Raw genomic sequence first — 15,530 nt, 5'->3', positions numbered from 1 at the left:
AAACATGTCTAATACATACCATTTTATTGGAATTAAAGGAGCAGGGATGAGTGCTTTAGCCCTCATGCTTCACCAAATGGGACATACGGTTCAAGGGTCAGATGTTGAGAAGTATTACTTTACGCAACGTGGCTTGGAACAAGCAGGAATTCAAATTTATCCATTTGATGTGAAAAATTTGGAAGGCGACAAGATCCTCATTGCCGGGAATGCTTTCCGTCCAGATAACAATGTGGAAATTGCTTATGCAGATGAGCATGGCCTAACTTATAAACGCTACCATGAATTCCTTGGTGAATTTATGCGTGACTTCGTCAGCATGGGGGTTGCCGGAGCACACGGAAAAACCTCGACAACAGGGATGCTTTCTCACGTCTTATCAAATATCACTGACACCAGTTATTTGATTGGTGACGGGACAGGTCGTGGCTCTGCAGCAGCCAAATACTTTGTATTTGAATCAGATGAGTATGAACGCCACTTTATGCCTTACCATCCTGAATACAGCATCATCACCAATATTGACTTCGACCATCCAGACTATTTCACGAGCTTGGAAGATGTCTTTAATGCTTTTAACGATTATGCCAAACAAATCAGTAAGGGCCTCTTCATCTACGGAGAAGACAAAGAATTGCGTCGGATTACCTCATCAGCACCAATTTATTACTATGGTTTTGATAAGGAGACGAACGATTTTGTGGCAAGCAACTTGCTTCGCTCAACGACAGGTTCAACCTTCAACGTTCATTTCCGTGGAGAAGATTTGGGGCAATTCCATATCCCAACATTTGGTCGTCACAACATCATGAATGCTACAGCAGTCATTGGTTTGCTTTACATTGCAGGATTTGATTTAGATTTAGTCCGCGAGCATTTGAAGACCTTTGCTGGAGTGAAACGTCGCTTTACTGAAAAAGTAGTCAATGGAACAGTGATCATCGATGACTTTGCGCACCATCCAACGGAAATTATTGCAACCTTGGATGCGGCCCGTCAAAAATACCCAAGTAAAGAGATTGTGGCCATTTTCCAACCACATACCTTTACACGGACCATTGCCTTGTTAGATGAATTTGCAGAAGCCTTGAATCAAGCAGATGCTGTTTACTTGGCACAGATCTATGGCTCTGCGCGTGAAGTCGATCACGGCGATGTGAAAGTTGAAGATTTGGAAGCAAAAATTGTCAAACGCTCAGCGATTATTACAGCTGAGAATGTTTCTCCTCTTCTTGACCATGATAATGCAGTCTATGTCTTTATGGGAGCAGGAGATATTCAAACCTATGAATACTCATTTGAGCGTTTATTATCTAGTTTGACACATAGTGTACAATAAGAGATGATTGAGTCTGGAATCGATTGATTCCAGACTCAAATTTATCTGTCCACTGAAGGAGTATGAGATGAGGAAAGCAGGATGATGATTCGATCAATCACCCCAGCTGATCAAGAACAGCTGCTGTTGCTAGAAGAAGAACTTCATGACAATGAAGGAAAGGAGCACAGGGCCACTCTTGAGGAAGCGCTAGGTTCGAAGGAAACCCTTTCTTTGCTTGCAGAGCAGGCGGGGGATGCTGTGGCTTACTTGTTGGCGACAGAAGACCAGCCTTTAAAAGGAGACCTAATTGTATTGCGACTAGCAGTGAGGCCAGCCTTTCAAGGTCAAGGCTATGGTTCTATTTTGATCGCTGCTTTAAAGGATCTAGCTGTTCAAAAGGAAAAGGAAGCCATTTGGATCGATTGCCCAGAAGACTTACTATCTTATTTTTCCCAGCAAGGATTTCGTGATGAAGCTGAGTCTGATCGAGGTGTCCATATGGTTTGGGAACGATTGAAGGAGTAAATGATGAAAGAAAAGATTCACATTAGACAGGCAGAGCTGCAGGATTTGGATGCCATCGAGCGCATTGAGCTTGAGAATTTCTCAGAAGAAGAAGCGATTGCGCGTGAGATTTTAAAAGATCACATCAAAAAGATTCAAACGACATTTCTTGTAGCAGAGTGCCAGGGTCAGATTTTAGGCTATTTAGAAGGACCTGTTAGACCGGAGCGCTATTTGATCGATTCCTCTTTTTCAAAGGTTGAAGATCTAAGTCAGTTAGAACAGGGCTTTATTTCCATTACGAGTCTATCCATTGCTAAAGAAGCTCAAGGACTTGGAGTGGGAACCCTTTTGCTTGAAGCGATGAAAGAGATTGCGTTGAAAGATAATCGCCAAGGGATCAATTTGACCTGTCATGATTATTTGATTCCTTATTATGAAAAGCAAGGATTTACCAATGAAGGCCGGTCAGAATCCCAATATGCGGGTGAAGTTTGGTACAATCTGGTCTGGGAAAATGAAAAACTTGATTAAATAGGTATTTTAAAGAAGAAAGGCGATTTGTATTGCTTTTCTAAATCTTTTAAGATATAATATTAAGGATTATGATGAGGGAGGTCAATTATTTGACTGATAAATCACAAGACAGTGAGAAGTTATTAAGCTTCAAAGAGCAGATCCTCAGAGACTTAGAAGAGGCCAATGAGCAACTTCTAAAAATCGAAAAAGAGTATGATCTACCTGATCGAAGCATTGAAACCCCTTCTTCACTGAAAGAGGAGGAAGAAGCAACACCACCTCCAAAAGAAGAAGCTGTTGTGGCTTCCACAGAAATACCAGTGGAGCCAGAAAAGGCGACTCCTATTGTAGAAGAAAAGAGTGAGCTCACAAAGCCTGCTCCAAAAGAACCAAGTCAGGAACCGGTAGAGGAAAGCTTATCGCGCTCTTCTCGTAACCAGCGCCAACAAAAACAAAAGAAACAAAATAAAATCGCTAAGCGAATTGTGCGGACAGTGGTCAGCCTTTTGCTGATTGTGATCGTGGCTACAGGGATCTTTGCAGCGACCTATATCCATTCAGCTGTCAAGCCAATGGATAAAAATGCAACAGAATTCGTAACGGTTGAGATTCCAGCAGGTTCAAGTAATCGTGAGATTGGTGCGATCCTTGAGAAAAAAGGACTCGTGAAAAATGGTCAGTTCTTTAACTACTATACCAAGTTCAAGAACTATAGCAATTTCAAATCTGGTTATTTCAATTTGCAAAAGAGCATGGATCTAGAAACCATCATCCAAAAACTGCAAGAAGAGGGAACCAAAACTCCTCAGGCTCCAGTTCTTGGAAAGGTCACGATTCCAGAAGGTTATACGATCGATCAGATTGCGACGGCTATCACAGCAGATGTCTCTAGTAAGAAGGCAGGAAAGACTCCATTTAAGAAAGAAGATTTCTTGAAGGCTGTCCAAGATGATGCCTTTATTGAGAAGATGGTGGCCAAATATCCTAAGCTCTTGGCTAACCTGCCAAGTAAGGATTCTGGTGTTCGCTATCGTTTGGAAGGTTATCTTTTCCCAGCAACTTATAACTATGGGAAAGATACCACAGTGAAAGAGATGATCGATCAGATGCTTGCGGCAATGGATCAAAACTTAAGCCCATACTATGAAACACTTGAGAGCAAGAACATCAATGTAAACGAAGTATTGACTCTTGCTTCCTTGGTTGAAAAAGAAGGGGCGACGGATCAGGACCGCAAAGATATCGCGAGTGTCTTCTATAACCGCTTGAACCAAGACATGCCTTTGCAAAGTAATATTGCAATTCTTTATGCAGAAGGGAAACTTGGTCAAAAGACGACCTTAAAAGAAGATGCAACGATCAATACAGAGCTGGATTCACCTTATAATATTTATAAGAATACCGGCTTGATGCCTGGCCCAGTGGATAACCCTGGAGTATCAGCGATCGAAGCGGCGGTGAACCCAAGTAAGACCGATTACTTGTATTTTGTCGCAAATGTCGAAAATGGTGAAGTTTTCTTCGCTAAGACATACGAAGAACACAATAAAAATGTTGAAGAACACGTCAATAGTAAATTGACACAAGCAAGTTCAAACTAGAAAAAGCATGTGGCGCGTCCACAGCTTTTTCATTCAAATAATAGAAAGAGAAGAATAATGGCAGAAAAAACATACCCAATGACCCTAGCAGAAAAAGAAAAATTGGAACAAGAATTAGAAGAATTGAAATTGGTCCGTCGACCTGAAGTGGTGGAACGGATTAAGATCGCTCGTTCATATGGTGACCTCTCAGAAAACTCTGAGTATGAAGCGGCAAAAGATGAACAAGCTTTTGTGGAAGGTCAAATCTCTAGCTTGGAAACAAAAATCCGTTATGCAGAAATCGTCGATAGTGACGCTGTTGCAGTAGACGAAGTAGCGATCGGAAAAACCGTTACAGTTCAAGAAGTTGGCGAAACAGATGAAGAAGTATACAGCATCGTTGGTTCAGCAGGGGCAGATGCCTTTGCAGGAAAGATTTCTAACGAAAGCCCAATCGGTCACGCTTTGATTGGTAAGAAGACAGGTGACGTTGTCACTGTTGAGACACCAGCTGGAAGCTACCAAGTGAAAATTTTGAACGTAGAAAAAACAGCGTAACTATAAAACGCAAGCCCTCCAAGAGGGCTTGTTTTTTTGTGCTCTTAATCTTTTTGTGAGAGTGAAAATTCTTTGCTGACTGAACGATATCAAAAAAAGCACTTGAACCTTGGGTTCAAGTGCTACTGTATACCGCTAGAATTAGTAGTTTGTACTACTTTCTATTGCGTTGTTTTCCTGCATTGCGGTTGTTTTTTGGTTTGTGTTGGATTTGTGTCGTTGCAGTAGGTGTGACATCTTTTTTCACGCGGTGACTAGTCGCTTTAGGAGGATTGTTTTTGTATTCCTCAGCGACTCGTTTGCGAAGATTTGGACGAATCAAGTAGTTGATGACAAATTGTTGGATAATTTGGATCACCCCACCGACTACCCAGTAAAGAGTCACTCCGGCTGAGGAGATCAATGAGAAGACACCGATCATAATCGGACTCATCAGTGATGCTTTGCGCATGCTTTCCTTTTGGGTTTCATCTTCAATTCCATGAAGAGAAAGCATACTTTGGATATAGTAAAGAACTGCTACGATCGCTGTCAAGAGCAAGCTTGGTTTGCCGAGAGCAATGCCAAGGAAGCTACTATCTGCTACCCCTTTGGTGTGTTGAGCTGCAAAGAAGAGAGCTGAGAAGAATGGCATTTGGATCAAGAGTGGCAAACACCCAACTCCACCAAACATGCTAACTCCATTTTCACGTTGAGCAGCCATTAATTCCTGTTGCGCCAATAGCTTTTCTTCTTGTGTGCTAGCGTTCTTCATGCGCTCTTGGATTGGCCCAAGGATAGGTTTTAAGTAGTTCATCTTTTCAGATTGGTAGGTTGCCTTCCATGATTGGTACAAACCAAGTGGCAAGATGATCAACCGCACGATCAAGGTGACGATAATAATCCCGATCCCAAAGCCCAAGCCAAGGTTGTTGGCAAAGAATTTGATGGCTTCGCCCATTGGACGGCCAAGAAGATTCCAGATCAATCCAGTCGGATTTCCAGTTTTCCGATCGACACTCACGCATCCTGATAAGAAGACAAGCGAAGCTAGTCCCATCGATGCAAGTAATGCAAGTTTATTTTTTTTCACAAATAGTTCCTTCTTTTTTAAAATGTTACCTTTCTATTCTACTGTTTTTTTTTAAAATACACAATAGTTCTCTAGTCTTAATTTGCAATTTTAAAGTCTGTATAGTTTTCAAAGTTTGCGAGCGTAACATCTAAATAAGTTACATGTGCAAAAGGTGTAGGACCTTTGCGAATTTCTTGAATGAATTTGGCCATTTGGCTACTAGACTCTGCCTGGGCCAGAATGCCAACCGTTCCGTCGTCATTATTCCAGACACGGCCAGTAATCCCACCGATCTCTAAAGCAAGACTGTAGACTCCCCAGCGAAAGCCAACCCCTTGAACCCGTCCTTGGGCAATCATTTTTACCTTTTGCATGTGCGACCTCCTTGACTCGAAGAAATCTATCTGAGGTATGATTTCTTCTTTTTCTTTGTGCTATAATAGTTCTATGAATATTATAACGTCTAAATCCAATAATGTAATCAAAAATGCTAAAAAATTACATCAAAAAAAATACCGGACAGATTCTTATCTCATTGAAGGCTGGCATCTGTTTGAAGAGGCAGTAGAAAATCATGCGAAGATTCGGCAGGTCTTTGTTTTAGAAGCCTATTTAGACCGGGTAGAGGACATCCAAAAAGTCACTATCGTGACTCCGGAGATCTTAAGCCTCTTGGCAGATTCGAAGACTCCTCAAGGGATTGTCGCAGAGATTCTTCTAGAGCAGCCAGAGCTTCCGGATCAGCTACAAGGGCGATTCCTCTATTTGGAGGATGTACAGGATCCTGGCAATGTTGGGACTATGATTCGAACAGCAGATGCAGCAGGCTTTGATGGTGTCATGCTATCGAAAGCCTCCGCTGATCTATACAGTCTCAAGACCCTTCGATCCATGCAGGGCAGTCATTTCCATATTCCTATCTGGAAACTGGATCGAGAAGAACTATTGGAGCGAGCTGCGCACTCTCATCTAGCAGTTCTCGCAACGACGCTTTCAGAAGCTTCCATTGACTACCGTCAGCTTTCTCAGACCGATCAGTTTATCCTGGTTATGGGCAATGAAGGAAATGGCATCAGCCAGGAAATGGCGGCACAAGCAGACCAGCTGGTTCATATTCCCATGCCAGGTCGGGCAGAGAGTTTGAATGTTGCAGTGGCAGCAGGAATTTTGATGTTTTCTTTAAGGGAATTTTGAGAAAAAATAGTATACTTAAACTGTAAGAAGTTGATGGATGTTTTATTGGGAGAGCCTATCAAGGAAAGGTGGTTATCTTATGCAATATCATCGTGACAAAGAATACATGACCTATGTGGGACATTTGATCCAGCATCCGAAGGTTCAAAAATTAGCCGACATTCCCCACCATATTCATTCCAATCGTTTGGAGCATTCCATTCATGTTAGCTATACCAGTTATAAATTGGCAAAAAAATTTGGCTGGGATGCCAAAAGTACGGCTCGGGGTGGGCTCTTGCATGACCTCTTTTACTATGATTGGCGCGAGACCAAGTTTACCAAGAGTCACGCCTGGATCCATCCCCGCATTGCCGTGAGAAATGCGCGAAAGATTACAGATCTCAATGCCAAGGAAGAAGACATCATCATTAAACACATGTGGGGAGCTACCCTTGCCCCGCCTCGCTACAAAGAATCCTTCGTAGTGACCATGGTAGATAAATACTGGGCTGTTAAAGAAGCTTCAGAACCTTGGCGTAAAAAGATGGCTAAAAAGAGATTTTTTCATCGAAAAATGTTAAAATCGTAGTAAACAAATTTGAAAGGAACTTGTTAATATGTATAATGATTCAGTAATCCAAGAACAAAGTGGATTGAATGCTTTTTATAACAAAATCTACTCATTAGTTGGGATCGGTGTGGGGATTTCAGCCCTTGTGTCTGGCCTGATGATGACAGTCTTTCAAGACTTCTTCGTACAAATCTTGACAACCGCACCAATGGTTTACTACGCAGCAGTTGTTGTAGAATTGATCTTGGTCTTTGTTGCAAGTGGGAAGGCTGTTAAAAATAGCCCGTCTGCTCTTCCGATCTTCTTGATCTACTCAGCTTTGAATGGCTTTACCTTGAGCTTTATCATTGCTCGCTACATGCAAGCAACTGTCTATAAGGCTTTCTTGGTCAGTGCCTTGATGTTTATTGTCATGGGAGCTATCGGACGCGTCGTGAAAAAGGACCTGTCTGGAATGGGACGTGCCTTGATGGGAGTTTTGATCGGTGTGATCATTGCTTCTGTTGTGAACATGTTCTTGAGAAGTTCTGGAATGGACTATATCTTGAGTATTATCTCTGTCTTCCTCTTTGCAGGTTTGACAGCTTGGGATAACCAAAAGATTCGCTATGTCTATGATCAAACAAATGGTCAACCTGCTACAGGTTGGGCAGTAGCAATGGCTTTGGAACTTTATCTTGACTTTATCAACCTCTTTATCAGCCTTCTTCGTATCTTCGGAAGAAACGACTAATCAAAGAGAGATTGAGCTGGGGCAGTTGCCTCGGCTTTTTTTGTCTTTCGACTTGTGCTATACTAATAGTGACTAAAGAATAGAAATGAGCGCTTATGAAAACACCTTTTGTAACCTGTGAACAATTAGAAAGCCTGACCCAAGAATTCCCTACCCCTTTCCATCTCTATGATGAAGCAGGAATTCGTGAAACGGCTCGTGCTCTCCATCAAGCTTTTGCTTGGAATGAAGGATTTAAGGAATACTTTGCCATCAAGGCAACTCCTAACCCATCGATCCTAAAAATTTTGCAAGAAGAGGGCTGTGGTGTCGACACTGCCAGCTATGTCGAATTGTTAATGGCGGATAAACTGGGCTTTAGTGGAAAAGAGATCATGTTTTCTTCTAACAATACGCCAGCAGATGAATTTGTCTATGCTAGAGAATTAGGGGCAACGATCAATCTGGACGCCTATGAAGACATTGCTTTCTTGAAGTCTGTGACTAGCATTCCCAAGGTCATTTCTTGCCGCTATAATCCTGGTGGAGTTTTTGAACTGGGAACCGATATTATGGACAATCCTGAAGAAGCCAAGTTTGGAATGACCAAGGAGCAATTGATCCAAGCCTTTATCGAGTTGAAAGAACTAGGTGTGGAAGAGTTTGGCATTCACGCTTTATTAGCTTCTAATACTGTATCCAACGACTACTATCCAGAGCTAGCGCGTCAACTTTTTGAATTAGCAGTAGAAGTCGTCGAGAAAACAGGTGTCCACTTGGGCTTCATCAACCTCTCTGGTGGAGTTGGGGTCAATTACAAGCCAGAACAAGAACCAAATGATATTGCCATTATTGGGGAGGGCGTGCATCGCGTTTTTGATGCGATTCTTAAACCAGCAGGACTTGGTCATGTGAAAATCTATACCGAGCTTGGTCGCTTTATGCTGGCTTCACACGGCCTCTTGGTAACCAGAGTGACGCATAAAAAGAAAACCTACCGGACCTATGTGGGTGTCGATGCTTCAGCTGTGAATCTTCTTAGACCGGCTATGTACGGTGCTTATCACCATATTACCAATATGGATCGTTCAGATGAACCAACTGAAGTGGTCGATGTCGTGGGAAGTCTCTGTGAAAACAACGATAAATTTGCCAAACAACGAGAACTACCCGTGACGGAGATTGGAGATTTACTCGTGATCCATGACACTGGAGCCCATGGATTTTCAATGGGCTATCAGTACAATGCCAAATTGCGTTCGGCAGAAGTTTTGCTTCAAGAAGATGGGCAGGCCCGTTTGATTCGTCGAGCAGAAAAACCAGAAGATTATCTTGCGACACTCTACGGCTTTGACATTGAAAAATAAGCGATTGTCTGATATAATGATAGTTATGTAAAAATAATGGATCGGAGAAAATTGTATGAATCTCTTTTTAGGAATTTTGTTGATTATTTTAGCTTTCTTTGGTGGGATGATTGCAGGAATGTTCTTGCTTCGTCGTCAATTTGAAAAAGAATTTGCATCAAACCCACGTTTGAATGTTGAAGCAGTTCGTACGCTTTTAGGAGCGAGTGGCCAACGCCCAAGCGAAGCAAAAGTTCAACAAGTCTATCGCCAAATTGTGAGCCAACAAAAATCAGCAATGGCGAAAAACAAGAAAAAATAAGAGTGGGGCAATCTCACGATAATAAATGAGAGGGGCTTGGAGGAATTTCTTAGTCCCTCCTTTTGGAAGGAAGAGATATGGATAACCGACCGATTGGTTTTTTAGATTCTGGAGTAGGGGGCCTGACTGTTGTCCGCGAATTGCTCCGTCAGCTTCCTCACGAAGATGTCGTCTATATTGGAGATTCAGCGCGTGCACCTTATGGTCCTAGACCAGCAGACCAAATTCGCGAGTATACTTGGCAGATGGTGAACTTCCTTCTGACCAAAAATGTCAAGATGATTGTTTTAGCTTGTAATACAGCGACGGCAGTGGTTTGGGAAGAAGTCAAGGAAAAACTTGATATTCCTGTTTTGGGAGTGATCTTGCCCGGAGCTTCTGCAGCCATTAAATCAACGACCCATCAAAAAATTGGGGTCATTGGGACACCGATGACGGTTTCTTCTGGAATTTATAAAGAGAAGATTCAAAGTCTGGCACCAGATATGAAAGTCACCAGTTTAGCTTGTCCCAAGTTTGTTCCTTTAGTGGAATCAAACGAATTGGCATCCAGTGTGACCAAAAAGGTGGTTTACGAAACCCTAAAACCACTAGTTGGAAAGGTTGATACCTTAGTCTTGGGATGCACCCATTATCCCCTTTTAAAACCGATCATTCAAAATGTGATGGGACCGGATGTCAAATTGATTGATAGTGGAGCGGAGTGTGTTCGGGATATTTCCGTCTTATTAAACTATTTTGAGCTCAATAAGAGCCGCGAACTCTTAGAGAAGACCCACCGCTTTTATACCACTGCAAATGCTAATAGCTTTGCAGCGATTGCCGAAAAATGGCTAGAACGTTCAGTGAATGTGGAGCATGTAAATTTATGAGTGACAAACTATTTGAATACAAAGATTCCCAAGATTGGTATATTGCCCAATGGGGAGAAGATGCAGACTACAACCAATTTAGTCAAGTTCCTGCGGAAGCTTCCACTCTGTTAGACCAGCTGGAACTTCTCTTTGCCAAGGATCCTGAAGGATTTCCTCTCAATCTATCGGTGATGCGCTATGGATCAGCCTTTCGTTTCCTAACCTTTTTGACGGAAATCTTGAATGAAGTCAAGGGAAGATCTTTTGAAATTATCCAGCGTCAAGGAGCCTTGCTCTTGGTTGAAAAAGGGAAATTGCTCTATTTACATTTGCCAAGTGATGGGGTGGATTTGGAAGCCTTTTTGGGTCAAGACAAGGTCAAAGATACGATTCTTATTGCGACTCGAAATGAGGGAAAAACCAAAGAATTCCGTAACATGTTTGAAAAGCTAGGCTTTGAAGTGGAAAACCTCAATCAGTATCCAGAGCTTCCAGAAGTCGAAGAAACAGGGATGACCTTTGAGGAGAATGCCCGCCTAAAAGCTGAAACCATCGCAGAGCTAACTGGGAAAACAGTCTTAGCGGATGATTCAGGTTTGAAGGTAGATATCTTGGGAGGCTTACCAGGAGTTTGGTCAGCTCGCTTTGCGGGAGTTGGTGCGACAGATGCGGGAAACAATGCGAAATTGTTGCACGAATTGGCCATGGTTTTTGACTTGAAAGATCGTTCAGCCCAGTTCCATACGACCTTGGTGGTTGCAAGGCCAGGCAAGGAAAGCTTGGTGGTTGAAGCTGATTGGCCAGGGTATATTAATTTTGAACCTAAGGGTGAAAACGGGTTTGGCTATGATCCACTCTTCTTAGTTGGGGAAACGGGCCGTGCTGCCGCTGAATTAACACTTGAAGAAAAAAATACACAATCGCATCGTGCTTTAGCTGTTAAAAAGTTATTGGAGGTATTTCCATCATGGCAAAGCAAACAATCATCGTGATGAGTGACTCGCATGGAGACCGCTCCATTGTTGAAGCTATTAAAGAAAGATACCTAGGCAAGGTCGATGGAATCTTTCACAATGGGGATTCTGAACTAAAAAGTGATGATCCTGTCTGGGAAGGGATTCACGTTGTCCAAGGAAACATGGATTTTTATGATGGCTATCCAGAACGCTTGGTGACCCAACTAGGGCCAACACGAATCATCCAGACCCATGGGCATCTCTTCCAGATCAATTTTAGTTTTCAAAAATTGGATCTGTGGGCCCAAGAGGAAGAAGCAGATATCTGTCTTTACGGCCACCTTCATATCCCAGATGCTTGGAAGGAAGGAAGAACCCTCTTTGTGAATCCTGGATCGATCAGTCAGCCACGCGGTCTGATTCGAGAGTGTCTCTATGCTAAAATTGAGATAGATGATTCTAATTACAAGGTAGAGTACTACACGAGAGACCATGTATTGTATCCTGAATTGACAAAGGAGTTTAGCAGATGATAGCAAAGGAATTTGAACGTTTCTTGCTGGCGCAGGAAGAGACGTTCTTAACTCCAGCCAAAAATTTAGCGGTCTTGATTGATAACCACAATGTAGACCATGCTGTCTTGTTGTTGAGCCAGATTAGCTATAGTCGTATTCCGGTAGTGACGGATGAACGCAAGTTTGTGGGGACGATCTCCCTAACGGATATTCTATCTTATCAATTGAAACACGAGATTCCTGAGGAGACTTTTGCCTCGATGGATATCGTAGACGTTGCAAAAAAAGAGGTCGGGGTCATCGGCTTAGACTTCAATTTGACAGAAGTCCTGCACAAGTTGGTGGATGACTCCTTCCTTTCGGTGGTGGATGAAGAAGGCTATTTCCAAGGGATTATTACACGGAAATCGATTCTTAAAGCCATCAATTCGCTAATGCATGGTTTTTCAAATGAATACGAGATGATTCCAAAATGAAAGAATTTATTGCAAGTTTTATTGATCAAAAAGAATTAAGTGAAAATTCTCAGTCTGCCTATTTTTATGATTTGGACCAATTTATTGAGTCGATCCATGGAAAAGTGACACCGACAAATTTGAGAATTTACCAAGCTTCGATTAAAGATTTTAAACCGGCGGTTCAAAAACGAAAATTATCCGCCGTCAACCAATTTTTATATTATTTGTATCAAGAACGCTTTATTTCTGAATACCATCGTTTGGTCTTGCCTAAAATTCAACCGGCCAAGACCCATGATCGGGAATTGTTGGATCTGACCCATTTTTGGGAAGAATCAACTAACCCACAGGGACGCTTGATGGCCTTGTTGATTCTGGAGATGGGCTTGTTGCCAAGTGAGATCCTCCAAGTCAAAGTCGAAGATATTCAGCTGGACTTTCATGTCATTCGAGTGGGCAAAGATGGCCAAAAACGGGTTTTAAAGGTTCCAGAGCCGTTACTGGATGAATTGCAACTCTTCCTAGATGGTATTTATCTCTTTGATAATAAAGGAAAATGCTACTCCCGTCAGTGGGGATTCCGACAATTAGAAGCCTTCTTGATCGAAAAAGGGAATCAAGACCTTTCGGCGCAATCGATTCGTGAGCAATATATTTTGAAACAACGTGAACTCGGTGTGGATCTCTTTAGTATTGCGCGTGAATTGGGCCTAAAAACCATGGTGACATTAGAAAAATATAAATAATGGATATTAAAATTAAAGATTTTGAAGGGCCTTTGGACCTCTTGCTCCACTTGGTCTCTAAATACCAGATGGATATTTATGAGGTCCCCTTGATTGAGGTGATCGAACAGTATCTGGCTTATCTGGCGACTCTCCAGGCGATGAAACTAGAGGTAGCAGGGGAATACATGCTGATGGCTAGTCAACTAACCTTGATCAAGAGTCGAAGACTTCTTCCTAAGGTTGCAGAGGAGATGGATGAAGCAGAGGATCTCGAGCAGGACCTCCTTTCTCAATTGGAAGAGTACCGTACTTACAAGCAATTAGGAGAGTTGATGGCCTCACAGCACGAGGAGCGCGCCCTCTATTATTCAAAACCCAAGATGGAATTGGTCTACGACGATACGGAATTGCTTCACGATCGTACAACGGTGGATCTTTTCTTGGCTTTCTCAAAACTATTGACCAAGAAAAAAGAAGAATTCCGTCAGAACCATACGACCATTGTAAAGGATGAATACAAGATTGAGGATCTGATGGACCAGCTGCGTCACCGATTCCACGATCGCTCACAAGTTCTCTTGCAGGACTTGTTTCTAGAAGCAACGGATCTCCAAGAGGTCATTACTCTATTTCTTGCAACCCTTGAATTGATCAAGATTCAAGAAGTAACGGTGATCCAGGATAGGGCTTTTGGAGAAATTTACTTAAATAGGATTGAACATGAGCAAATTAGCTGAAATTGAAGCACTCTTATTTGTAGCAGGTGAAGAAGGAATTACTGCCAGACAAATCGCAGACCTTCTCTCTTTACCTCCGACAGGTGTGGTGCAAAGTTTAGAAAAATTAAGCAAAAAATACCAGGAGGACACAGATACCAGTCTGTGTTTGATGGAGACAGCTTCCCGTTATAAATTGGTGACAAAGGCAGACTACGCTTCAGTTTTACGAGACTATTCTAGAACGCCCATGAATCAAAGTTTGTCTCGGGCTGCCCTCGAAACCTTATCAATCATTGCTTATAAGCAACCAATCACCCGTGTGGAGGTCGATGATATTCGGGGTGTCAATTCCAGCGGTGCCATTACCAAACTACTGTCATTTGATCTGATCCGAGAGGATGGGAAAAAAGAAGTCCTCGGGCGTCCCAATTTGTATGTCACGACGGAGTATTTTTTGGATTATATGGGAATCAATCATTTGGAGGAATTACCAAAGGTTGAGGAAGTGGACATTGATCCAGAGGAAGGTCAATTATTTTCAGAGAGAACAGAGGAACTAGATGAGAATTAACAAATATATTGCCCATGCAGGCGTGGCTAGTCGTCGCAAGGCCGAAGAACTGATCAAGCAAGGCTTGGTTACAGTAAATGGCCAAGTTGTGCGTGAATTAGCGACTATTATTAAGACCGGTGATCAGGTTGAAGTAGAAGGCACTCCAATCTACAACGAAGAAAAGGTCTACTATCTTTTAAATAAGCCACGTGGCGTCATCTCTAGTGTATCTGATGATAAAGGGCGGACAACAGTCGTTGACCTTTTATCTCAAGTGCCAGAGCGTATCTACCCAGTGGGACGTTTGGACTGGGATACATCTGGTGTCTTGATTTTGACCAATGATGGTGATTTTACAGATGAGATGATTCACCCACGTAATGAGATTGATAAGGTCTATGTGGCGCGTGTCAAAGGGATTGCCAATAAGGAAAATTTGCGTCCCTTGACACGAGGGGTGACCATTGATGGCAAGAAAACCAAGCCAGCGACTTACGAGATCTTAAAAGTGGATGTTGAAAAGAACCGTTCAGTGGTTCAGTTGACCATTCATGAAGGGCGCAACCACCAGGTCAAAAAGATGTTTGAAGCTGTAGGACTTTTAGTGGACAAACTCTCCCGAACCCAGTTTGGAAACCTAGATGTCTCAGGACTTCGTCCGGGTGAATACCGTCGCTTGAACAAAAAAGAAATTAGCCAGTTGCACAATCTAGCAGTGACTAAATCTAAAAAATCATGAAAAAAATCCTGATTGCTATGGTCAGAGGCTATCAAAAATGGATCTCTCCCATATTTCCGCCTTCTTGTCGCTTTCAACCGACCTGTTCCAATTATATGATCCAAGCGATTGAACGCTTTGGTGTGAAAGGTGTCTTGATGGGGGTTGCGAGAATCTTGCGATGCCATCCTGGTACCCAAGCGGGACCAGACCCTCTGCCAGACCACTTTAGTCTGAGACGAAATGAAGAATCAAAATAGGACGATCACAAATAAACAGAAATGAGAGTGGGACAGAAATCGGTAATTCGTTAGAATTCGATTTCGTTGTCCCACCTCCGCACAGTTGAGTAGGGCTGTAAAT

At 42.5% G+C, this 15,530-nt stretch carries 21 protein-coding genes; 19 read left to right on the top strand and 2 right to left on the bottom strand.

Annotated features, from left to right (window positions below):
* Positions 1-4: 4 nt before the first annotated feature.
* The 5 genes from murC to greA all read left to right on the top strand — a co-directional run bounded on the left by murC (position 5) and on the right by greA (position 4,485).
* Positions 5-1,339, top strand: a complete 1,335-nt coding sequence (murC, locus tag K1I56_RS07135) for a UDP-N-acetylmuramate--L-alanine ligase (protein WP_003005130.1) — start codon at positions 5-7, stop codon at positions 1,337-1,339.
* An 81-nt stretch (positions 1,340-1,420) separates the two neighbouring features.
* The gene (locus K1I56_RS07130; RefSeq protein WP_223325618.1) at positions 1,421-1,846 is read left to right on the top strand and encodes a GNAT family N-acetyltransferase; all 426 of its coding nucleotides are present in this window, start codon (positions 1,421-1,423) and stop codon (positions 1,844-1,846) included.
* Positions 1,847-1,849: 3 nt separating this feature from the next.
* Entirely contained in the window at positions 1,850-2,359 is a 510-nt protein-coding gene (locus tag K1I56_RS07125; RefSeq protein ID WP_223325617.1) for a GNAT family N-acetyltransferase, read from the top strand.
* Between the two features lie 59 nt (positions 2,360-2,418).
* The gene (gene mltG, locus K1I56_RS07120; protein ID WP_486387770.1) at positions 2,419-3,945 is read left to right on the top strand and encodes an endolytic transglycosylase MltG; all 1,527 of its coding nucleotides are present in this window, start codon (positions 2,419-2,421) and stop codon (positions 3,943-3,945) included.
* A gap of 57 nt (positions 3,946-4,002) precedes the next feature.
* The gene (gene greA, locus K1I56_RS07115; protein ID WP_003005389.1) at positions 4,003-4,485 is read left to right on the top strand and encodes a transcription elongation factor GreA; all 483 of its coding nucleotides are present in this window, start codon (positions 4,003-4,005) and stop codon (positions 4,483-4,485) included.
* Between the two features lie 154 nt (positions 4,486-4,639).
* Here the strand turns inward: greA and yidC are convergent, their stop codons facing one another.
* A complete protein-coding gene (yidC, locus tag K1I56_RS07110; protein WP_003008377.1) occupies positions 4,640-5,557 on the bottom strand; it encodes a membrane protein insertase YidC in 918 nt (305 codons plus the stop codon).
* A gap of 77 nt (positions 5,558-5,634) precedes the next feature.
* Positions 5,635-5,913 carry an acylphosphatase gene (locus K1I56_RS07105; protein WP_023918900.1) on the bottom strand — a complete coding sequence of 93 codons (279 nt, stop codon included), beginning with the start codon at positions 5,911-5,913 and terminating at the stop codon, positions 5,635-5,637.
* Positions 5,914-5,986: 73 nt separating this feature from the next.
* Between K1I56_RS07105 and K1I56_RS07100 the strand changes: the two genes are divergently transcribed.
* From K1I56_RS07100 to yidD, 14 genes are all read left to right on the top strand, one after another.
* Positions 5,987-6,733 (top strand): TrmH family RNA methyltransferase, encoded by a 747-nt coding sequence (locus K1I56_RS07100; protein ID WP_223325615.1) that lies wholly within the window; start codon positions 5,987-5,989, stop codon positions 6,731-6,733.
* A 79-nt stretch (positions 6,734-6,812) separates the two neighbouring features.
* Entirely contained in the window at positions 6,813-7,304 is a 492-nt protein-coding gene (locus tag K1I56_RS07095) for an HDIG domain-containing metalloprotein (RefSeq protein ID WP_049482905.1), read from the top strand.
* 28 nt (positions 7,305-7,332) lie between these two features.
* Positions 7,333-8,019, top strand: coding sequence for a Bax inhibitor-1/YccA family protein (locus K1I56_RS07090; protein WP_003008369.1), 687 nt, complete (start codon positions 7,333-7,335; stop codon positions 8,017-8,019).
* A gap of 95 nt (positions 8,020-8,114) precedes the next feature.
* On the top strand, positions 8,115-9,365 hold the full coding sequence (locus tag K1I56_RS07085) for a diaminopimelate decarboxylase (protein ID WP_070466409.1): 1,251 nt from the start codon (positions 8,115-8,117) through the stop codon (positions 9,363-9,365).
* A gap of 55 nt (positions 9,366-9,420) precedes the next feature.
* Complete coding sequence (locus tag K1I56_RS07080; protein ID WP_003008364.1) at positions 9,421-9,666, top strand: YneF family protein; 246 nt, start codon at positions 9,421-9,423, stop codon at positions 9,664-9,666.
* A 77-nt stretch (positions 9,667-9,743) separates the two neighbouring features.
* Entirely contained in the window at positions 9,744-10,538 is a 795-nt protein-coding gene (gene racE / locus K1I56_RS07075) for a glutamate racemase (RefSeq protein ID WP_049472068.1), read from the top strand.
* Positions 10,535-11,512: a nucleoside-triphosphate diphosphatase gene (locus tag K1I56_RS07070; RefSeq protein WP_223325614.1), complete on the top strand. Its 978-nt coding sequence runs from the start codon at positions 10,535-10,537 to the stop codon at positions 11,510-11,512. Before racE ends, K1I56_RS07070 begins: the two co-directional genes overlap by 4 nt.
* Complete coding sequence (locus tag K1I56_RS07065; protein WP_223325613.1) at positions 11,488-12,009, top strand: metallophosphoesterase; 522 nt, start codon at positions 11,488-11,490, stop codon at positions 12,007-12,009. The genes K1I56_RS07070 and K1I56_RS07065 overlap by 25 nt, the downstream gene beginning before the upstream one ends.
* Positions 12,006-12,467 carry a cyclic-di-AMP-binding protein CbpB gene (gene cbpB, locus K1I56_RS07060; protein WP_013904018.1) on the top strand — a complete coding sequence of 154 codons (462 nt, stop codon included), beginning with the start codon at positions 12,006-12,008 and terminating at the stop codon, positions 12,465-12,467. Before K1I56_RS07065 ends, cbpB begins: the two co-directional genes overlap by 4 nt.
* Positions 12,464-13,195 (top strand): site-specific tyrosine recombinase XerD, encoded by a 732-nt coding sequence (xerD, locus tag K1I56_RS07055; RefSeq protein WP_013904017.1) that lies wholly within the window; start codon positions 12,464-12,466, stop codon positions 13,193-13,195. The genes cbpB and xerD overlap by 4 nt, the downstream gene beginning before the upstream one ends.
* On the top strand, positions 13,195-13,914 hold the full coding sequence (locus tag K1I56_RS07050; RefSeq protein WP_013904016.1) for a segregation/condensation protein A: 720 nt from the start codon (positions 13,195-13,197) through the stop codon (positions 13,912-13,914). Before xerD ends, K1I56_RS07050 begins: the two co-directional genes overlap by 1 nt.
* Positions 13,898-14,467, top strand: a complete 570-nt coding sequence (gene scpB / locus K1I56_RS07045; RefSeq protein WP_013904015.1) for an SMC-Scp complex subunit ScpB — start codon at positions 13,898-13,900, stop codon at positions 14,465-14,467. Before K1I56_RS07050 ends, scpB begins: the two co-directional genes overlap by 17 nt.
* A complete protein-coding gene (locus K1I56_RS07040; RefSeq protein WP_013904014.1) occupies positions 14,457-15,188 on the top strand; it encodes a pseudouridine synthase in 732 nt (243 codons plus the stop codon). Before scpB ends, K1I56_RS07040 begins: the two co-directional genes overlap by 11 nt.
* The gene (gene yidD / locus K1I56_RS07035; RefSeq protein ID WP_013904013.1) at positions 15,185-15,427 is read left to right on the top strand and encodes a membrane protein insertion efficiency factor YidD; all 243 of its coding nucleotides are present in this window, start codon (positions 15,185-15,187) and stop codon (positions 15,425-15,427) included. The genes K1I56_RS07040 and yidD overlap by 4 nt, the downstream gene beginning before the upstream one ends.
* Positions 15,428-15,530: the final 103 nt, after the last annotated feature.

The sequence above is a fragment of the Streptococcus parasanguinis genome, assembly GCF_019929185.1.
GTDB lineage: Bacteria > Bacillota > Bacilli > Lactobacillales > Streptococcaceae > Streptococcus > Streptococcus parasanguinis_O.
Note: the sequence above shows the minus strand (reverse complement) of the source record. Positions and strands in the feature narration are given on the sequence as shown.